This window comes from Devosia sp. WQ 349K1, from assembly GCF_016595685.1.
In the GTDB taxonomy this organism is placed as follows: Bacteria; Pseudomonadota; Alphaproteobacteria; order Rhizobiales; family Devosiaceae; genus Devosia.
Genome location: NZ_JAENGO010000003.1, coordinates 226,149 through 244,971, shown reverse-complemented (window position 1 = coordinate 244,971; position 18,823 = coordinate 226,149). Strand labels below are relative to the sequence as shown.

Annotated in this window: 19 protein-coding genes; 17 read left to right on the top strand and 2 right to left on the bottom strand. The window is 58.1% G+C overall.

Going from position 1 to position 18,823, the window contains the following annotated elements:
- The first annotated feature begins 72 nt into the window (after positions 1 to 72).
- The 10 genes from JHL21_RS07260 to JHL21_RS07215 all read left to right on the top strand — a co-directional run bounded on the left by JHL21_RS07260 (position 73) and on the right by JHL21_RS07215 (position 7,832).
- Positions 73 to 570 (top strand): DUF2165 family protein, encoded by a 498-nt coding sequence (locus tag JHL21_RS07260; RefSeq protein ID WP_200212742.1) that lies wholly within the window; start codon positions 73 to 75, stop codon positions 568 to 570.
- 80 nt (positions 571 to 650) lie between these two features.
- Entirely contained in the window at positions 651 to 1,055 is a 405-nt protein-coding gene (locus JHL21_RS07255; protein ID WP_200212740.1) for a hypothetical protein, read from the top strand.
- Complete coding sequence (locus tag JHL21_RS07250; protein WP_254081967.1) at positions 1,033 to 2,289, top strand: DNA-packaging protein; 1,257 nt, start codon at positions 1,033 to 1,035, stop codon at positions 2,287 to 2,289. Before JHL21_RS07255 ends, JHL21_RS07250 begins: the two co-directional genes overlap by 23 nt.
- Positions 2,290 to 2,374: 85 nt before the next feature.
- Positions 2,375 to 2,734: a hypothetical protein gene (locus tag JHL21_RS07245; protein WP_200212738.1), complete on the top strand. Its 360-nt coding sequence runs from the start codon at positions 2,375 to 2,377 to the stop codon at positions 2,732 to 2,734.
- Entirely contained in the window at positions 2,727 to 3,464 is a 738-nt protein-coding gene (locus JHL21_RS07240; protein WP_200212736.1) for a glycoside hydrolase family 108 protein, read from the top strand. The genes JHL21_RS07245 and JHL21_RS07240 overlap by 8 nt, the downstream gene beginning before the upstream one ends.
- Positions 3,465 to 3,609: 145 nt before the next feature.
- Positions 3,610 to 3,909, top strand: coding sequence for a hypothetical protein (locus tag JHL21_RS07235; protein WP_200212734.1), 300 nt, complete (start codon positions 3,610 to 3,612; stop codon positions 3,907 to 3,909).
- Between the two features lie 23 nt (positions 3,910 to 3,932).
- Entirely contained in the window at positions 3,933 to 4,601 is a 669-nt protein-coding gene (locus JHL21_RS07230) for a response regulator transcription factor (protein WP_169194675.1), read from the top strand.
- A gap of 9 nt (positions 4,602 to 4,610) precedes the next feature.
- Positions 4,611 to 5,990, top strand: coding sequence for a HAMP domain-containing sensor histidine kinase (locus tag JHL21_RS07225; protein ID WP_200212733.1), 1,380 nt, complete (start codon positions 4,611 to 4,613; stop codon positions 5,988 to 5,990).
- 56 nt (positions 5,991 to 6,046) lie between these two features.
- A complete protein-coding gene (locus tag JHL21_RS07220; protein ID WP_182395051.1) occupies positions 6,047 to 6,532 on the top strand; it encodes an RT0821/Lpp0805 family surface protein in 486 nt (161 codons plus the stop codon).
- Positions 6,533 to 6,617: 85 nt separating this feature from the next.
- Positions 6,618 to 7,832: a hypothetical protein gene (locus tag JHL21_RS07215; RefSeq protein ID WP_200212731.1), complete on the top strand. Its 1,215-nt coding sequence runs from the start codon at positions 6,618 to 6,620 to the stop codon at positions 7,830 to 7,832.
- Here the strand turns inward: JHL21_RS07215 and JHL21_RS07210 are convergent.
- Positions 7,829 to 9,763: an FAD-dependent oxidoreductase gene (locus JHL21_RS07210; protein WP_200212729.1), complete on the bottom strand. Its 1,935-nt coding sequence runs from the start codon at positions 9,761 to 9,763 to the stop codon at positions 7,829 to 7,831. The two genes, JHL21_RS07215 and JHL21_RS07210, sit on opposite strands and share 4 nt — an antisense overlap.
- Positions 9,760 to 10,833, bottom strand: a complete 1,074-nt coding sequence (locus JHL21_RS07205; protein ID WP_200212727.1) for a hypothetical protein — start codon at positions 10,831 to 10,833, stop codon at positions 9,760 to 9,762. Before JHL21_RS07205 ends, JHL21_RS07210 begins: the two co-directional genes overlap by 4 nt.
- 137 nt (positions 10,834 to 10,970) lie before the next feature.
- On the opposite strand from JHL21_RS07205, the gene ccmI reads away from it, so the two are divergent.
- The 7 genes from ccmI (at position 10,971) to JHL21_RS07170 (ending at position 18,756) form a co-directional block, all read left to right on the top strand.
- The gene (gene ccmI / locus JHL21_RS07200) at positions 10,971 to 12,047 is read left to right on the top strand and encodes a c-type cytochrome biogenesis protein CcmI (RefSeq protein ID WP_169194681.1); all 1,077 of its coding nucleotides are present in this window, start codon (positions 10,971 to 10,973) and stop codon (positions 12,045 to 12,047) included.
- On the top strand, positions 12,044 to 12,517 hold the full coding sequence (gene ccmE, locus JHL21_RS07195) for a cytochrome c maturation protein CcmE (protein ID WP_254081966.1): 474 nt from the start codon (positions 12,044 to 12,046) through the stop codon (positions 12,515 to 12,517). Before ccmI ends, ccmE begins: the two co-directional genes overlap by 4 nt.
- Positions 12,514 to 14,487, top strand: coding sequence for a heme lyase CcmF/NrfE family subunit (locus tag JHL21_RS07190; RefSeq protein WP_200212726.1), 1,974 nt, complete (start codon positions 12,514 to 12,516; stop codon positions 14,485 to 14,487). Before ccmE ends, JHL21_RS07190 begins: the two co-directional genes overlap by 4 nt.
- Complete coding sequence (locus tag JHL21_RS07185) at positions 14,484 to 14,939, top strand: cytochrome c-type biogenesis protein (RefSeq protein WP_169194683.1); 456 nt, start codon at positions 14,484 to 14,486, stop codon at positions 14,937 to 14,939. Before JHL21_RS07190 ends, JHL21_RS07185 begins: the two co-directional genes overlap by 4 nt.
- Before the next feature lie 131 nt (positions 14,940 to 15,070).
- Positions 15,071 to 16,606, top strand: coding sequence for a Do family serine endopeptidase (locus JHL21_RS07180; RefSeq protein ID WP_200212724.1), 1,536 nt, complete (start codon positions 15,071 to 15,073; stop codon positions 16,604 to 16,606).
- 58 nt (positions 16,607 to 16,664) lie between these two features.
- Positions 16,665 to 17,336 (top strand): response regulator transcription factor, encoded by a 672-nt coding sequence (locus JHL21_RS07175; RefSeq protein ID WP_169194685.1) that lies wholly within the window; start codon positions 16,665 to 16,667, stop codon positions 17,334 to 17,336.
- A gap of 4 nt (positions 17,337 to 17,340) precedes the next feature.
- Positions 17,341 to 18,756 carry an ATP-binding protein gene (locus tag JHL21_RS07170; RefSeq protein WP_200212722.1) on the top strand — a complete coding sequence of 472 codons (1,416 nt, stop codon included), beginning with the start codon at positions 17,341 to 17,343 and terminating at the stop codon, positions 18,754 to 18,756.
- Positions 18,757 to 18,823 lie beyond the last annotated feature (67 nt).

The window sequence follows — 18,823 nt, the reverse complement described above, 5'->3', positions numbered from 1 at the left end:
GGACGAGTCGTCTACCAAGTCGGGCGAATAGAACTCGGGTCAGATAACCCGCACGGAATAATGGAGGCGGGAATGCTTGTGCTCAGGATCAGCAAGGTGATCACTGTTGCTGCGGTGGCGCTTTATGCGAGCCTCGTGGCCTTCGGCAATATCACCGACTATGGCTCAAACTTTGCGTTCGTGCAGCATGTGTTGGCGATGGATACGGTGTTTCCTGACGCAGGGACCACCTATCGCGCCATCGACAATGAGATTGCGCACCACGTCGCCTATATCCTCATTATTGCCGCTGAACTGGCGACTGCCGTCGCTTGTTGGGTCGGCGCAGCAAGGCTTTATAGGGCACGCAAGGCAAGCGCAGGAAGTTTTAACCGCCAAAAATCCTGGGCCATCGCTGGGCTAACATTCGGATTTCTCGTCTGGCAGGTGGGCTTCATGTCCATTGGCGGCGAGTGGTTTGGCATGTGGATGTCCGAAACGTGGAACGGGCTGGAATCGGCCTTCCGCGTATTCATCCTCATCATGAGCGTGCTGATCTATGTGGCGCTGCCGGACGGCGAGATCGACTAAAACTTATCCCTCTTATCCTCGCGTCACGCAGAGATGGTAGCTTTCAGGCATGATCAAGAAATTGGGTCTGGGGCGAGGGGATGTTTCGGAACGCAACGCCGAACTGGGACATTGTTCGCGCGGAATATGAGAGCCATTCGTTCTCACCGCGCGTGATCTGCCAGCGCCACGGAATTTCACTCAAACAGGTGCGCTACAAACGCGAGAACCAACTCTGGACCACCTCGCGAAAAGACACGCCAACGGCAGCGCTCTTGATCGCTCGAATTATGCGCCTTTTGGGAAACCAGATCAGCGCATTGGAGAAAGCGACGGATATGCCAATCGACCAGAAATCCAAACTGCTCGCCGCTGAGGTGAAGACGCTCGACGCCGTGCTGAAGATGGGCGCGAGCGAACGCAATGTGGAGCCGCCCAGTCGTCGCGATATGGCGGACATTCGCAATAAGCTGATCAAGCGTCTTGACCAGTCCGAGCGAAAATAACGCGCGACGGGTCGACGGCCTCACCGATGAGCAGGCCTATAAGATGTATTTCTGCTGGCCCAAATGGGCCAGACGCGAGCAAAAGCCGCCGCCGGGAGACTGGACGACCTGGTTGCTGCTCGGCGGTCGTGGCTCGGGCAAAACCAGAGCCGGGTCGGAATGGGTGCGGCGGCTGGCGCGACGCGGCATCGGGCCCATTGCGCTGGTCGGCGAAACCATGACCGAGGCGGTGGACATCATGGTGCGCGGCGAAAGCGGCTTGCTGGCGGTGCATCCGGATGAGGAACGTCCTGTTTTACGCGGAAAGTCGCGGCTGATCTGGCCCAATGGGGTGGAGGCCGCGATTATGACGGGTTCGGACCCGGAGCGGTTTCGTGGACCACAGTTTGCGGCCGCATGGTGCGATGAGATCGGCAAATGGCCCAATGCCGAGGAGGCTTGGGACATGTTGCAGTTTGGCCTGCGGCTGGGGGATCGTCCACGGCAGTTGGCGACAACAACGCCCAGACCGACGCGGCTGATCAAAAGGCTGTTGGCGGACGAGCACACAAAGACTGTGAGAATGCGGACCGCGGACAATGCGCGAAATCTGGCGCCGAGTTTTCTCGACGCTGTGGTGGCGCGCTACGAGGGGAGCGTGCTGGGGCGGCAGGAACTCGACGGGGAGATGATCGAGGACTTGCCCAATGCGCTCTGGCAAAGGGCGATGTTTAAGCGCGGTGTGGCCGAAAGTTTAGGCCGCGTGGTGGTGGCAGTGGATCCGCCGGTGACGGTGACGGCCAAGTCAGACGCGTGCGGGATTATCGTTGTTGGGCGCATCGGCGAAAACGCTGTGGTGCTGGAAGACGCAACGCTCAAACCCGCGCCGCCTTTGGCTTGGGCGCGGCGGGCGGTGACGGCCTATCACGCGCATCAGGCGGATTGTCTCGTGGTGGAGGTGAACCAGGGCGGCGATCTGGTGCGGACGATGATCGAGCAGGTTGATCCTTCAGTGCCGATGAAGGCTGTGCGGGCGAGCCGAGGCAAGTGGCTACGAGCGGAGCCGGTGGCGGCACTTTATGGGCGCGGGCTGGTGTTTCATGTTGAGGGGCTGGTGGCGCTTGAAGATGAGCTCTGCGCCTTTGGGCCTGATGGCAAGGCTGGGGGGCATTCGCCGGATCGGGTGGATGCGCTCGTCTGGGGACTGACGGAGCTGCTTCTGAATGATGTGCGGCTGAGATTGCGGGGACTTTGAGCCCCCACCCGACCTCCCGCGAAGTCGGGGGAGGGGCGATGAACTGTGGCGTCGGCGCATCTGACCTCTGCTGACAGAAGTCGCCTTGAGCATTCTGCCAGACACCGCGCCGGTTTTGCCTCTGGCACCCCTACATCTCGTGGCAGAGCGAAAGCCCAATGACGACATCATCTTTACTTGGAAACGACGCAGTCGTGCGGTTGGGGATGGATGGAGCGGGGCGAACCCGCCGCTGGAATACATCCCGGAAGCTTATGAGCTGAGCGTGGTGTCGAGTGGCATTGAGGTGCGTCGCTTTGCGGTGAGCACAGCCTCAGTTGTGTATTCCGAGGTACAGCAGATCGCTGATTTTGGCGTCCTCCCCAGCAGTTTTACTTGGCGTGTCGAACAGGTGAGCGCGCTGCTTGGCGCCGGGCACAAGGCGGAGGCAGTGTTCGATGAGTGAAGGGTTTGAGCGCTGCCTGGCGCATGTTCTGGCCCACGAGGGAGGCTATCTTGATCATCCGCTCGATCCGGGCGGCGCGACCAACATGGGCATAACGCGAAAAGCGCTCGCGCATTGGCGGGGCGTGGTGCCGTTCACGCAACTGCCAAAAGCGGCGGTGCGGGCGCTGACACGCGCTGAGGCCGCGGCGATTTATGAGGCGAACTATTGGCGCGTCTGTCGTGCTGGAGAAATGCCCGCCGGTGTTGATCTGGCCGTGTTTGACTATGCGGTCAATTCCGGTCCGAGCCGCGCAATCAAGGCTTTGCAAGTCTGTCTCGGTGTAGCGGCTGACGGCATGATTGGCCCCGTGACGCTGGGCGCTTTGGCGCGTGCCCGGCCAAGGCTGCTCATCAATGCCTTGTGTGATCAGCGTATGGGCTTTCTCGGAAAACTCGGAACGTTTGTCACTTTCGGAAAAGGGTGGACGCGCCGGGTGAGTGCGGTCCGCACGGCCGCTCTCGGCATGGCGGGCGAACATCAGACGTCAACGCAACTGGAGGGATTTCCAATGTTGGACGGCTACAAAACCTATATTGTGTCTGCGATCATGTTGCTGGTGGGACTGGCGCAGCTTTTGGGGATTGATCTGCCCGCCTTTGACCAAGCGTCAGCGGGGAATTTGATCATCGAGGCCTTGGCCTTTGTGTTCCTACGCAAAAGCGTGAAGGGGGTGTTGGCACAGAGCTAGCGCCTTGTCATTGCATCCGCGCTGAATGATACTTGTCGCGTCGCCCGTGAAGGGTGGCGCGCTTTTTCCTTATGCCCATACAGTTTGTTTCGTTTGATTGCCTCATTCAGGTCCCATTCAGCAAACTGCTTGTATTGATGGTTTCATGAAACCGAACCTGAACATTTTCGCTGTCGCCGCGGCCCTCGTTATGGCTCTGTTCGTCACATTTGGGACGACGGAGGATGCTGCGGCCCAGAGCTGCCTCGATAAGCGCCAGATCCAAGAGGCGGTGTCCTCGGGGCAGATCAAATCTCTCGATGCCGTCTTGGCTTCGGGTGGCGTCGACGCGAGCGCGGACATTTTGAATGTGCAGGTGTGTGATGAAGGTGGGCGCATGGTCTATGTGATCGCTGTTCTCACCTCAGACGGTCAGGCCAAAAATTTGGTATTGAGCGCGCAGTAAGTCATTTCTATCGGGGTCAACGGATGCGCATTCTGGTTGTCGAAGACGACGTCAATCTCAACCGCCAACTCAAAGAATCCTTGCTGGAAGCTGGCTACGCGGTAGATGTCGCGTTTGACGGCGAAGAGGGGCACTTTCTCGGTGACACCGAACCTTATGATGCTGTGATCCTCGACATTGGTCTGCCGCAAATGGACGGGCTTTCGGTGCTCGAAGCATGGCGTCGCGCCGGCAGGGTAATGCCGGTGTTGTTGCTCACGGCGCGCGACCGCTGGAGCGACAAGGTTCAAGGTATTGATGCGGGCGCTGACGACTACGTCGCCAAACCCTTCCACATGGAAGAAGTCTTGGCGCGCGTGCGCGCCCTCGTCCGGCGCGCGGCGGGTCACGCGAGCAATGAAATTTCCTGCGGGCCGGTACGCCTAGATGTGAAATCGGGCAAGGTTACGGTTGATGGCAGTGCCATCAAGCTTACCAGTCATGAGCTGCGCGTTCTGAGCTATCTGATGCACCATAAGGACAAGGTCATCTCGCGCACTGAACTCACCGAACACCTTTATGATCAAGACTTTGATCGTGACAGCAACACTATCGAAGTGTTCGTTGGCCGGTTACGCAAGAAGCTGCCGGAAGATTGCATTCAGACCGTGCGCGGGCTCGGTTATAAGATCGTCGGCGATGGCGCCGCGTGAGGTCGGCTCGTGCTGCGTAAAGGCTCCATAGCGGCCTCGCTGTTCATTTTCTCGGCTATCTGGCTCGTGGTGGCGCTCGTCGCCACAGGCTTTCTGCTGGGCGAACTCTATTCGCGCTCACAAGACCGTACCCTTGCAGAGCAGGTCGACTTCAACGTCGAAGGTCTTACGGCGGCTCTCCTCGAAGCCGGTGATCCAAGTGACCTTGGCATTGCGCTCGCTGATCCGCGTTTCGGCCGACCACGGTCTGGCTGGTATTGGATTATCCGGAATGATCTGGGGGAGCTGGTCAACCTCTCGGACTCCGTTGTCGGTATCGACTTGCCGGAACTTTCAAACCCGCTCGACATCATGGGACGCCGCAGCGCTGTGGTTGAAGATGCCTTTGGCACCAAGCTGCGGGTGATTGAGCGCGCCGTCTACCTCAATCAAGCACGGTATTTTATTGCGGTCTCAGGTAATCTGACTCAGATACTCGAACAGGTGGGAATTTTCCGCTACCAAGCGTTTATCGTGCTGGGGGCGGTCGGGGCCATGCTGGCCATTATGAGTGCGGTGATCGCGCGTTTTGCCCTGCGACCAATCTCTCGACTGAGCGATGCGGTGGAGGCGGTACGCGAAGGCGACAGTCCTGAAATTTCTGGCACCTATCCGGTTGAGATTGCGCCTTTGGCAGAAGAGGTCAACGCGCTGCTCCGGTCGAATACGCAGATTATTGAGCGGGCGCGCAGCCAAGTGGGCAATCTTGCCCATGGACTAAAAACGCCCATTGCCGTGCTGCGCAATGAGGCCGGGAGCGACAAAAGTCCCCTGGCGCAAGTTGTGACCGCTGAGATCGAGAAGATGGGCACGATGGTCTCGACCTATCTCGATCGCGCACGCCTGGCCGCGCGCACCTCCGTCGTTGGCAAAAAGTCCGATGCGAAGTTGGCTTTGGAGCGGCTGTGTCGCGTGATGGATAAGATCCATCGTGACACGACGGTGACGCTCGATCCCATTGACCCCAAACTCCCCTGGTTCCGCGGCGACGAGCAGGACTTTGAGGAGATGGCAGGCAATCTCATCGACAATGCTTGCAAGTGGTCGAACGGCGAAGTGCAGGTAAAATTTCTCACCGAGCGAAAAGACCGGACAATTCAGTTGCTCCTGACCATTGATGACAATGGTCCAGGATTGTCTGCCGAGGAGGCAGAGAAAGTTTTGCGTCGTGGCGTGCGTTTAGACGAAAAGACTCCCGGGAGTGGTCTCGGGCTGGATATCGTCAAAGAGCTTGTCGACGTGTATGGTGGCAGCTTGGACTTGAAGCGATCAACATTAGGCGGGCTCTTGGTGGAACTCCGGCTGCCCTCCGCGCGTCTAGGAAGTGTGACACGGCAAAATGCCGGGTGACGCACTTTCGCCGCAATAGGCCAACAAGTACCGACAGAATGACCGTGAGGGCTAGTTTGAATATGAATCGCACCGCTTTAATTGCCGCTCCGCTGTTGGCCTTGGCCCTTGCGGGCTGTTCGAGCACTGGCAATGCGCCCCAGCAGATTTATCAAGCGCCGGTCGCACAGGCGCCGGTCGTAATGCAGCCTATGGTGCCTGCGGCCGCACAGGTCGTGCAGACAGCACGCCTGACAACCTCCATTGCCAACGGCTTCGTTGACCCGGCAGCAGTCAGCCTGATGACCGCCAAGGATTCGAGTGAAGCCAATAGCGCACAATTCTATGCGCTGCAGTTTGGCCGTCCAGGCGCACCGCGTCAGTGGGCTGGTGATCGTGGCACAACTGGCTCCGTGGCCGTTGGCCCTTACGTGCGTGTCAACAACCTCGATTGCCGCGATTTCACGCATACCGTGAAGATCAATGGCGCTGAATATGTGAAAAAAGGCACGGCCTGCCGCGAGGGTACTGGCAACTGGAACGTGGTCCAGAGCGCAGCTTGATCCATATTTGGGTCAAGAAAGAAAAAGTTTATTTACCATCGCCATTTAGGTTTGGGGTTAGGACTACCCCAAACCTGAAGTGTCAATGAGCCAGACCGCCCCAAAAACTGACGTACCAGCGTCTGTGCCGAGCCGTTCCTCTAGCCGCGCCTCTGCCCGCTCGAAGCCTTTTTGCGGGCTTATTGATCCGATCCTTGTTGAAGAGCCAGTGCTCTACTCATTCTCAGGTTCGATTAGTCGCGATGCCGCCGACGCAGCTTGGACTTGGGTCCTGCGTGACCTGTCCAGTGACATTGTTTCAGCTGCCGCGGTCGAAAAGGGCACTTTGCGGTCTGGTGACCTAGCGCCCGCAATTCCCGAAATTCTCCAACGTATGCGCGCAGCGCTTGACGAGGTTGATGGCGATATTGAGCGCCTCCATCGTTTCCGCGCGCAATACGGTCGCGACAAAGCACGCGAAGAAATCGAAGTCGTCATGTCGGCGCTGCGCGCTCGCTCGCTATTGCCGAAGGCGCAGGCGTTCGGGAAGGCGATCAATGCGATCAACGACGACGCTGCAATGGCGACTGCCATTCAATCCATGCCGCTCAAGGATGCGCATCTGGCGGCCCTGATGTTCCAGGCGGCACTGGGGCATGTGTCGAACCCCTCGCGCATGATTACGGCGATGCTCAAGATCTGTGGCAAGAACACGGATGACGCTGTAGCGCGCTATGGGTTTAACCCGATTGTGGAAGCCTTCTTGGCACATGCGCAGAACCAGCTTCAGTATCTGCGGATGAGCGGTCCGTTTGCGGACGTCGACATGGTATGTCGTGGGCTGGATCGCTACCATCGCTTGGTGCGTGCGCTGACCGGCAATATCGAGTTCACCCGCGGTAGCTCGGCCACGAAGGTTCTGGCTGCACTAACCAAATCTGTCTCTGATCGGGTTGAGCCTCGCCTCAAGGAAGTTGTGCCAGATCTCAATCAGGCGCTGCGCAAGCCCCGCGAGGGCGTTGACCGTTTGGACAACGACAAGATTTTGAGCGCCATTAGCGGCATGTATCTGCTGGCTGCTGTGCGCGATAGCCGCGAGTCACTGGCGCTCAATGCGGTCTATGACCAAGCGTGGACCCAATCTGCGCAGGCGTTAGAAATTCACATTCAGCGTTGCCTCGACGCCGCTCGCCAGAATCCAAGTGATACTGTGAACGGCGCTCGACTGGATGCGGCAATCCAGATGGCGGAAATTCGTTTCAACGCTGAATATGCCGAAACCCTACGCCGTGCTCGCGCTGCTGCCGAGCGTCGTGGCTAATCGGCAATGCTTTCGATCCGGGCAGCGATCGTGCTGCCCTGATCTCGAATAGAGACGGGGAGCGCCGCTTGGAAGGCCTCCGCCGTTAAAAGCGCAATTGGCCCTTCAGGATTGTGGCGCAGCACCACGCCAATCGCCTTGTCCGCCTCGCGGCTGTCCGAGTTACGGAAGATCAACGATCCGCTCGAAACCATCCGCTGATCGGCGATGAAGAGTTTTACCACCTTCGCTTGCTCCCCGTAACGCCCCGACAGATAGGTCGGCACATCCGTTGTCGGTGCCACGTCTACTGTCGGTTCGAGGTCCGTCTTCATGCCTAAGGGCGGCGACGGGGTACGCTCCACTGCGACGGTGCTGGCCATCGTGACTGGTATCCAGCCAAGGCAAGTCGCTGCCGTAATATCGTTGAGGGACAGCGCTAAGGCCATTTCGGATATTGCGGGCAGCGGGTCGGCTGCATTCTGGACCGATTGTGGTCGAGCGAGATATGACGTGCTGGCATCCAAATAGCTTGGCGCGGACGCTTCCGTTCGTGCGATGGCCAGTGGCGCATCTGGCGTTTCATAGAGCGGGTCTATCAACACCTCTTCAATTTGCTTTCTGGGGTTTCCGAGGAGACGATCAATCGCATCAGCCCCGCTTTGGATACAGGCGGTCCGCGTTTGATATCCGGCGACGCTTCCGGCGAGGGCAATGCCCTCTAGCGCACCGATAGCCTCAAGGCAGTGATTTTTGCTGTTCCAATGGCTCTTCCCTGCCGCCATGTGCCAAAGGTCCAGATTGGCCTGCCACCCACCATTGACGATCAATCGTGACGTCGTGACGGGTTCTTGGTTCGCACTGTCAAAGTGCACATGCAAAGTTGAGCCGGTGAAGCGCGCATGTTCTACGTAACTCGACGGCACCTGAACCAAGCCATAAGCACGGCTGAACTCGATATAGCGTGAAGCCGGATTGGGGCGAGTATCTAAAACTCGATTGACGGCAATGCCCGCTTCTCTTGCCTTCACGGCAAGGCGGTAGGACGTGTTTGTGCTGGTCGCAAACAGCGCTGAGCGGCCCGGCCAGATGCCAAAGCGGGTCGCGAGCTCATAGGCTTCGAGTGAGCCAATGACGCCGGGTAAGCGGTTGCCTGAAAAGAGCGGGAGCCGCTCGAGGGAGCCAGTGGCAATGACCAAATGCGGGGCCGCGATGTCGAGTAGTTTGCTGGTGACACCATCCCGATGCGTCTCAATGCTATGCACCCGCACCATGCCTTGCCGGATAGCAATTGCTTGGCTGTTGAGCAGGACCCGAATATTGTGGTTGGTGGTGACAGTCTGGCTGAGACGCAGCATGGCGGCTTCAGCGTTGTCTTCGCCCTCTTGAGCGCCGAACAGCCCCGAATGTCCTCTTAGAGCTTGATCCGCCTCAATCAAAATAACGGACAAGTTCCGGCGTGACGCCGCTAGAGCTGCGGCCATCCCCGCAACACCGCCCCCGACAACCACCACATCAGCGCCTAGGTGATCTGCCGCAGTCGCGTTGCGCCACGGCTGAATTTGGCGAACGCCATCGAGCGCGAGGCCGAGCGTATGTCCTCCTTGAAATAGTTTCCTGAGGCCGCCAATAGGGGGCTTGGGAGCCGTGACATAATTGGCTCCAGGCGTGATCGGCGTGCGCGCCATGGGAAATGCTGCGGCCACATCGCTGAGCGCCTCGACAGGATAAATGTGAGGCAATGATCGCGCTGCAAGACCGATAGGAAAGCGAGAATGGAGACCCAAGCTGATAATGCCCGACGCGGCGAGCGCTGAGTAAACAGTATCGCCAGCGTAGCCCGAGTACATGCGCCCGTTGAGCCGGAAAGTTACGGGTCGTGACCGATCAATCCACTGACCTGAAAAGCCGCTTGCACTGTCGGCGGGAAGCCGGGCGGGAGTTCGGTTCATGACGAGCTCGCTATGCGTGTCGGAACAGCTTCTGACGGCGATTTGTTTGAGCGTGTGACCAAGCGCTCCGCAAAATATGCAGCTTCAGTCTCCGTTGGGACGCCCCCGATCCAACGCGCTAGGGCGGGCACCAAAAAGCTCGCATATGGTTCCGCCGACAACACCACGTCTGCGCCCAAACCGATCCCCACACGCCCAAACGCAGGCAGGCCGTCTGTCGTGAGGAGCCGCGTGAATTGGCGCTGCCCAACAATTTCGCCGCCGCCAATGGTCTCCAACAGCCGCTGAGCGTCGGCATAGGCGAGGGTAGTGTCGCCAACGGCGATCAGGCTCACGCCGCCCCCGGACAGGCTCACGAGGGACGACCCGCTGTCGATGTCAAAGACCGTGGGCGCTACCAGTGGCCGATTGGGTGCAATGAGAAGGCTAGAATAGATTTGTCGACGGACAACGCGCGGCCACTGAGGCAGAGGTAGGTGATCGACTAACGCTTGGTCATCCAAGAAAATTGTTTGCCGAAACGCGAGTGTTTCGTCTCCGATGCTTAATGTCGAAGACCCGTCCTTGAGCAGTTTTAGGCCCTGGCTTGTCGCACGAAGAACGCCGAGGTCATCCAGCCAGCGGTTCAAATGAGGCTCAACCCCAATGAGATCGAGGTGGACTTGGTCAGCGAAAGAAAAAGCGATGCTATCGCTCGGCAATAGGTGAGGGCCGGTCACCTGCGCTGTGTGGCCGTGTAGGGCCGCCATAGTGCGGATGTGAGAGAGGGTCTCTCGGGACACTTGGTTTTGAGCTAAACACAAGGCGTTGCCGCGCCGAATAGCGGCTTTTGCGCCTATTCGACCCAAGAGTTTGAGTGTTTCTGGAATGGTCTGTTCGAGCAAGCTCCAATGCTCGGGCCGCGTTAGAGGGGCAAACGAGCTGCAGCTGAACTGTGGCAGCCTGAAGCGCACCTGATTATCACCGAGCAAAACACAACGTCGTTTGTGATCACGGGTCAGGAGCGCCGCGAGCAGCTTAGTCGCTGGACTATTTCCAATGATGGCAAAGTCATAAAGCTTACTGGTCATTTTGGATTGCTGCCATGGCCTGACCATCCTGTGGCAAAGCGTCCCCATTTTTGAGCAGGCAACGGGTGGCATTTCGCCATATTCGGACTATACATGCAAACCCATTGCCGACCGTGGCAGACGAGCGTTTAGGCCCCATGATTTTCTGGTTTATTGCCATCGCCATTACAGCCGCAGCCTGCGTTGCTTTAGTCTATGCGGGCGCTGGGAGAATGGTCAATTCATCAACAGCGCAAATGCCAGAGCAGACGGATCAATTCCGCGCATTGCTAGAGGGCATTGATGCTGACCTCGCGAGCGGCAAGCTCGACGAAGAGCAGGCGCGCGCAGCGAAGGGCGAATTGGCCCGGGAAATGCTCAGGGCACGCAAAGATGCTCGCCCTAAGTCGAGTGTCGAACTGGGTCGTGCGCCAGTCATCGCCGGCTCTGTTGCGGTTGCTGCGATCGCATTTGGTATCTATGGCTTCCTCGGTAGTCCTGACTTGCCAGCAAACCCACTTGCTGAGCGGCAGGACGTTGCTGCGCAGTCGATCGATCTCGACGCTGCAATCGCGAGCATCGAAGAACGCTTGAAGCAAACACCAGACGATGTGCGCGGTTGGGCAGTCATTGGCCCTGCGTATATGCAGTTGGGTCGGTTTGATGATGCTGCCAATGCTTTCCGTACGCTGATGGATCTGAGCGGCGAAACACCTGAGCTCCTGACCGCCTTCGCCGAAGCGCGCTTGTCTGAACCGACGGGTGCAGGCGCGGAAGACGCAATTGCTGCTCTGCAAAAGGCCGCTGAAGATCCAACACATGCGCGCTCGCGTCTTTATCTGGCGGCTGAAGCGATGCGTGTTGAAGATTATCGCGAAGCAGAGCGCTTGTGGAGCGCCGCGATTGCTTTGGCTGAAGGCACGGAGCCGTGGCTCGCCGCCGCTCGTCAGGGCCTAGTCGTCGCGCAGAATGACGGCGTCGATAATACGCTCGAGCAGCAAAATGAAATGATCGCCGCAATGGTCGGTGGCCTGTCTGAACGCCTCTATGCGTCCGGCGGCACGATCGAAGAATGGCAACAACTGGTTCAGTCCTACATTGTGCTGGACGACTTGGATAATGCGCAGCGCGCTTTCGATGCTGCCGTTGTTGCCTATCCGCTGACCTTTGATCGCGGTGAACTTGACTCTCTGGCGCTCGGCGCCGGTCTTAAATTGAATGGAGGCACGCGATGACCATGCAGGCTCCCGCCCGTCGCAAGGGCATGACCCGTAAGCAGAAGCGTATTGCTGTTATTGCTGGCTTGGCTGTTGTCTTGGCTTTGGCCACCACTTTGGTTTTGACCGCGCTGCGCGACCAGATCGTGTTCTTCTATACGCCTGCTGACATCTCAGCCAAGGAAGTGGCCGTTGGCCAACCAATCCGCCTTGGCGGCATGGTTCAGGACAAGAGCTGGGTTCGCTCCGGTCAGGACAATATCTTTATCATCGAAGATGGTGCCGATCAGATCACGGCTAAGTTCGTTGGCATTTTGCCCGACCTCTTCCGCGATGGTCAGGGTGTTGTCGCTGAAGGCAGCATCCAGCCGGACGGCAGCTTCCTTGCGACCAACGTCCTCGCCAAGCATGATGAGAATTATGTTCCGCGTGAAGTCGTTGAAGCCCTCAAAGAAAAGGGCGAGTGGTACCCAGAGGCGGCCGAATGAACATCGAATTAGGTCACTTCGCGCTTATTCTTGCCTTTGCTCTGGCCTGCGTTAGTGCCGTTGGTGGCCTGACCCTGTGGCGACGCGGCGATCGCCTCGCCGCCGTTCTGAGCCAAGCGGCGATTTTCCAGCTGGTGCTTGTCGCTGTAGCATTTGCCACAATCGTTCAGGCGTTCATGGAGTCGGACTTTAGTCTGGCGCTCGCGGCGAATAACTCGCATTCCCTCAAGCCGCTGATTTACAAAATCTCTGGCGTTTGGGGCAATCACGAAGGCTCCATGGTTCTGTGGGTTCTGATCCTTGTGCTCTTTGGTGCGATGATTGCCGCGTTTGGCCGCAATTTGCCAAGCGATCTGAAGAACTTGGTGCTCGGCTCCCAAAGCCTGATGACCGCTGCCTTCGCCGGTTTTACGATTTTCACCTCAAACCCATTTGAGCGCCTCAACCCGGCTCCTCTCGAAGGGGCAGGGCTCAACCCTGTGCTGCAAGACATCGGTTTGGCCATTCACCCGCCGTTGCTGTATCTGGGCTATGTGGGCTTTTCGATCTGCTTCAGCTTCGCCATCGCGGCCCTGATTTCGGGTCGTATTGACCAGGCTTGGGCGCGCTGGGTGCGTCCGTGGACCATGCTGAGCTGGACCTTCCTGACCCTCGGCATCGCCATGGGCTCATACTGGGCCTATTATGAATTGGGCTGGGGCGGCTGGTGGTTCTGGGACCCGGTTGAAAACACAAGCTTTATGCCATGGCTCTCGGGTACAGCATTGCTGCACTCGGCGCTGGTTATGGAGAAGCGTAACGCGCTCAAGATCTGGACAATCCTTTTGTCCATCATCACCTTCTCGCTGTCGCTCCTCGGTACATTCCTCGTCCGCTCCGGCATTCTAACCTCGGTGCATACCTTTGCATCCGACCCGACGCGCGGCATGGTCATCCTTGCCATTCTGGCGGTGCTTATTGGTGCGGCATTTGTGTTGTTCGCAGTGCGCGCGCCAGCGTTGCGTCAGGGTGGCCTGTTCCACCCCATCAGCCGCGAAGGAGCGTTGATCCTCAACAATCTCTTCCTCGCGACCGCAACCGGCGCAATTCTGGTCGGCACACTCTACCCAATGCTGCTCGACGCTTTGGTCGGCACAACGATTTCTGTCGGTGCGCCGTTCTTTAACGTCAGCTTCGGCGCTCTGATGGTGCCGCTGCTTATCCTGCTGCCTTTCGGTCCTTTGTTGGCGTGGAAGCGTGCGGATATTGTCGCCGTGGCGCAGCGTTTGGCCGCTCTCGGTGGCCTGGCCCTGTTCCTGACCATTCTCCTCTCAGCACTTGGTGGTGTTTCGATCTCGCTGGTGCCGATTGGCTTGCTCTTGGGCTTCTGGGTCGTTTTCGGCTCCGTTGCTGAACTCATCGAGCGCAGCAAACTTGGCCGCATCCGTTTCTCTGATAGCCTACGCCGTCTGGCTGGGCTGCCGCGCAGCATTTGGTCGACCGCCATTGGCCACTTGGGCTTGGGCATCACCGTTCTCGGGATTGTCAGTGTTACCGCTTGGGAAAGCGAGTTGGTGACGACGCTTAATCCGGGCGAGCAGGCTCAGCTTGCTGGCTACACGATTACTTTCGATCGGTTTGCCGAAGTGCCGGGGCCGAACTACATGGCTGATACTGGCTTCTTCACGGTGACCTCCACAAGCGGTGACGTTTCAAAGCTTGCTGCTGAGCGCCGGTATTACGTCGGTCAGGGCTCGCCAACCACCGAGGCTGCGATCAACTCCTATGGCTTCTCCCAGCTCTATGTGCAGCTCGGCGAGCCGCTGGATGATACCCATGTCATTCGTGTTTGGCACAAGCCTTACATCCTTCTGATCTGGATCGGATGTTTGGTCATGTCCTTCGCTGGCTTCCTCTCGTTGACTGATCGTCGTTTGCGCGTTGGCGCGCCTCAGACAGCGAAGAAGCCTGTCGCGGAGGCCGCAGCATGAAGCGGTTCATCTTACTCGTCACTATTCTCCTGTCGCTGACCAACACGGCCTATGCCGTGCGTCCGGACGAGATTTTGCCTGATCCTGTTCTCGAACAACGGGCCCGCGATATTTCTGCGGGTCTGCGTTGCATGGTCTGTCAGAACCAATCTATCGACGACAGTGACGCTGATCTGGCGCGTTCCTTGCGGGTTTTGGTGCGCGAGCGCCTTGTCGCAGGCGATAGCAACGAACAGGTCGAACAATTTTTGGTCGATCGCTACGGCGAATTTGTGCTGCTTAATCCGCGTTTGAACATCAATACGATCCTATTGTGGATCGCTGCGCCAGCGCTCTTAATCGTCGGCTTGATCAGCTTAATGTTTGCCCGCCGTAAACATTCTGGCACCAGCATCACCGAGCTGACCGCAGAGGAGCAGGCCGCCCTCGACGAACTCCGTAACGGGAAGTAGGACGCTTCCCGCCACATTCGCGCCGCCAACATTGCTAAAGCTTAATGTGCACGCAACTTCAAAGAAAGGCGTGCCGTTCCATATGTATCCCCATAAGCGAGTTTGAGCTTAACCCTAGGAGATACATTCTCATGCGTTCGACTGTTCTTTCGCGCACCCGTCGCTGGCTCGGCGCATCCGCACTGGCGATCATTGCTGGTGTGAGTGGCGTTACTGGCGCTTACGTTTTGACTGGCTCTGCGGCTAACGCGCAGTATCAGAATGCCGCTCAGATCGTGGTCCCTCAGGCTAACGTTCAGCAAGGTTTTGCTGATCTGGTTGAAGCCGTCCAGCCTGCGGTTGTTTCCATTCTCGTCGAAGCCGAAGCGCCTGGCCGCCAAGTTGAGCGCCGTGGCCGCGACTTCAACTTTGAGTTCAATTTCCCTGACTTGCCAGAAAATCACCCCTTCCGTGATTTCTTTGATCAATTCGGTGGCCCACGTGGCGGCCAAGCACCAGACCGTGCGCCGCGCCCACGTCAGTTCATGGCTGCCGGCTCTGGCTTCATCATCTCCGCTGACGGCTATGTCGTCACCAACAATCACGTCGTGAGCGACGCGACCAAGGTCACCGTTATCACCGAAGACGGCACCGAAAAGGTCGCAACCGTTGTCGGTACTGACGAACGCACTGACCTGGCTGTTCTCAAGATCGAAGGCGAAGACCTGCCGTTCGTGACCTTTGAAGACACGGCAAGCCGTGTTGGTGATTGGGTCGTTGCCGTCGGCAATCCTTTTGGCCTCGGTGGCACCGTGACTGTTGGTGTTATCTCGGGCAAGGGTCGTGACATCGGCGGTTCGAGCTATGGCGACTTCCTGCAGATTGACGCTGCCGTGAACACCGGTAACTCGGGCGGTCCTGCGTTCAACGTCAATGGTGAAGTGGTTGGCGTGAACACCGCCATCTATTCGCCAAACGGCGGCAACGTCGGTATCGCATTTGCCATCCCGGCAAGCACGGTTAAGCAGATCGTCAATCAGCTGATTGATACTGGTTCGGTCACGCGCGGTTATCTCGGCGTTGCGATCCAGGACGTCACCAAGGACATCGCTGAAGGCGTAGGTCTCTCGACCGCGACCGGTGCGATCATTTCCAACCCAAGCGCTGACGGTCCTGCTGCGGCAGCCGGTATCAAAGCTGGTGACATTGTCCTCATGGTCGATGACGAAAAGATCGATGATGCGCTCGATCTGAGCCGTACCATTGCCAGCCACGCTCCAGACTCTACCGTGGAGCTGACACTGTGGCGCGATGGCGCTGAGACCAAGCTTTCGGTTAAGCTGGGCACTTTGACTGAAGAAGTCGCGAATGCGACGACCGATGAAGCAGCGCCAGCGCCGGAAGTGATTGAGCCAGAAGTCACCAAGACCCTCGGCATGGCTCTGGTGCCAAATGGCGACGGTTCGGGCGGTATGCTGGTGCAGAGCGTTGAAGACGGCTCGCAAGCTGCCGAACGCGGTCTGGCAACAGGCGACATCATTCTCCAGGTCGACAACCAAAGCGTTGCCAGCGCTGCGGACTTCGACAAGGCCATTGAAGGTGTCAAAGGCAAGGGCTTGAATACGGCTCTGATTATGGTCGACCGTAATGGCGCGACCCGTTTCATCGGCCTGCCGCTCGCCGAATAATTGATCCTGAGCCCCGGAGTACGCTCCGGGGCTTCTTCTGTCCGATGGGGTACTGGGCATGAAAATCCTGCTGATCGAAGATGACCGCGAGGCGGCCAGCTATCTCATCCAAGGCTTGGATGAAGCAGGGCATGTCACCCACCATGCTGCCGATGGCGAAACCGGCTATGCGATGGCCTCGGGCATGGACTACGACGTCCTGATTGTTGATCGTATGCTGCCGCGCCGCGATGGTCTGTCCATCATTGAAAGCCTGCGTGCCGAAGGCGATCAGACCCCCGTTCTTATTCTTTCCGCCCTTGGCGAAGTCGACGACCGCGTCACCGGCCTGAGGGCAGGGGGCGACGATTACCTGACCAAGCCTTATGCCTTTACCGAGCTGCTTGCCCGTGTCGAAGTGCTGGCGCGCCGCTCCAGCCCCTCCGAAGCTGCCACCAGCTATTCTGTGGGTGGGTTGTCGCTTGATCGTCTATCGCGAAAAGTCGAGCGCGATGGCGAAACCATCCTTCTCCAGCCCCGCGAGTTCCGCCTCCTTGAATATCTCATGAAGCATGCGGGCAAGGTTGTGACCCGCACGATGTTGCTCGAAAATGTCTGGGACTACCACTTTGATCCCCAGACCAATGTCATCGACGTCCACATGTCACGGCTGCGCTCAAAGATCGACAAGGGCCATGCGTCCCCGCTGCTGCATACGGTGCGCGGTGCTGGCTATATGATCCGGGACTAGAGCATTGCTGCGCAATTTCGCTCAGGTTTGGCGCACATCCACAGTTCGTCTGACGGCAACTTTCATTGCCATCTTCGGCATTTTCGCCATTATGCTCATCGGCTTTATTTCGTGGCAATCGGCGCTCCAAATCCAGCGCGAACAAGCCAAACAGATTGACAGTGAAATCCGGCAGTTGCTCCAGATCGAAGCGTCTGACGGGTTGCGGACCTTGGCGCTGGCCGTCAACCAAATCTCCGCTCGACCGGGACCGGGGCTCTATTTCCTTGGTGATGTGAATGGCCAGTACATGCTGGGCAATGTCACCGAAATGCCGCCAGAGGTTTTGCAGGAGCCCGGTGTCTATAATTTTGATTATGAGCGTGAAAACCCGCTCGATGAGATGAATGGTTCGCCGCAACGGCCCAAGTTCACGGGCGTGGCGATTGCGCGTTCTATCACGCTGCAGAGTGGCCTGCGCCTTGTGGTCGGTCGAGACGTTGGGCAGCAGCGCGGCTTTTCCGCCATCATCCTGCAGAGTTTCTTTGTTGGCGTCGTCGGCATCATTTTGTTCTCGATCATCGCTGGCGGTCTGACCGCGCGGCGCGTGCTGAGACGCATCGATACGATCCGCGAAACTTCAACAAAAATCATGTCCGGCAATTTGTCGGAGCGCGTCCCGGTTACGAGCCGCAATGATGAGTTTGACGGTCTGGCGACAAACCTCAACGCCATGATGGATCGTATCGAGCAATTGCTGCAGGGCCTCAAAGAGGTCACCGACAATGTCGCCCATGATCTCAAAACGCCGCTGACGCGCCTCCGCAGTCAGGCTGAAGCGGCGCTGCGCGACAACGCCAGCGAAGAGACGCGCGAACAAGCACTGGAGACGGTCATCGCGGAAAGCGATCGCCTCATCCGCACCTTCAATGCGCTATTGATGATCGCCCGCGCCGAGGCTGGCGCGCCATCCGGCACTCTCGTCGAGACCGATATCTCTGCCATCGTCGAAGATATGACCGAACTTTATGCCCCCGTCGCCGAGGATAGCGGCATTGAGGTCCTGGCCAATATTGAGCCCGGCATTACCATCAATGCCAGCCGCGAATTGATCGGGCAGGTGATGGTCAATCTGCTCGAAAATGCTGTCAAATACGCCAAGCCGGAAGATGGTAGTGCGGGGCGTATTGACGTGGCTCTGGCCCGCCAGAATGGTTTTGTCCGCATTGCCGTGGGCGACAATGGCTCTGGTATTCCCGAGCAGGACCGTGAACGCGTTCTTGAGCGTTTCGTGCGCCTCGAAACCAGCCGGTCCGAACCCGGCTCTGGTCTTGGCCTTGCGCTCGTCAACGCGGTCGCCCGATTGCACAACGGCCGGTTTAGCATTGAAGACAATGCGCCGGGCGTACTGGCCGTGCTGGAGCTGCCGACAAACAGCTAACCGTCTGCGGCAAAACAATTCGCCGCTTGGCGCTATCAGTGTGACTTGTCGGCCATTTTTCGGCGCG

Excerpts from the sequence above, each read along its gene's own strand:
- JHL21_RS07260 (WP_200212742.1), top strand. The coding sequence starts at position 73 with ATGCTTGTGCTCAGGATCAGCAAGGTGATCACTGTTGCTGCGGTGGCG.
- JHL21_RS07255 (WP_200212740.1), top strand. The coding sequence starts at position 651 with ATGTTTCGGAACGCAACGCCGAACTGGGACATTGTTCGCGCGGAATAT.
- JHL21_RS07240 (WP_200212736.1), top strand. The coding sequence starts at position 2,727 with ATGAGTGAAGGGTTTGAGCGCTGCCTGGCGCATGTTCTGGCCCACGAG.
- JHL21_RS07235 (WP_200212734.1), top strand. The coding sequence starts at position 3,610 with ATGAAACCGAACCTGAACATTTTCGCTGTCGCCGCGGCCCTCGTTATG.
- JHL21_RS07230 (WP_169194675.1), top strand. The coding sequence starts at position 3,933 with ATGCGCATTCTGGTTGTCGAAGACGACGTCAATCTCAACCGCCAACTC.
- JHL21_RS07215 (WP_200212731.1), top strand. The coding sequence starts at position 6,618 with ATGAGCCAGACCGCCCCAAAAACTGACGTACCAGCGTCTGTGCCGAGC.
- JHL21_RS07210 (WP_200212729.1), bottom strand. The coding sequence starts at position 9,763 with ATGAACCGAACTCCCGCCCGGCTTCCCGCCGACAGTGCAAGCGGCTTT.
- JHL21_RS07205 (WP_200212727.1), bottom strand. The coding sequence starts at position 10,833 with ATGACCAGTAAGCTTTATGACTTTGCCATCATTGGAAATAGTCCAGCG.
- ccmI (WP_169194681.1), top strand. The coding sequence starts at position 10,971 with ATGATTTTCTGGTTTATTGCCATCGCCATTACAGCCGCAGCCTGCGTT.
- ccmE (WP_254081966.1), top strand. The coding sequence starts at position 12,044 with ATGACCATGCAGGCTCCCGCCCGTCGCAAGGGCATGACCCGTAAGCAG.
- JHL21_RS07190 (WP_200212726.1), top strand. The coding sequence starts at position 12,514 with ATGAACATCGAATTAGGTCACTTCGCGCTTATTCTTGCCTTTGCTCTG.
- JHL21_RS07185 (WP_169194683.1), top strand. The coding sequence starts at position 14,484 with ATGAAGCGGTTCATCTTACTCGTCACTATTCTCCTGTCGCTGACCAAC.
- JHL21_RS07180 (WP_200212724.1), top strand. The coding sequence starts at position 15,071 with ATGCGTTCGACTGTTCTTTCGCGCACCCGTCGCTGGCTCGGCGCATCC.
- JHL21_RS07175 (WP_169194685.1), top strand. The coding sequence starts at position 16,665 with ATGAAAATCCTGCTGATCGAAGATGACCGCGAGGCGGCCAGCTATCTC.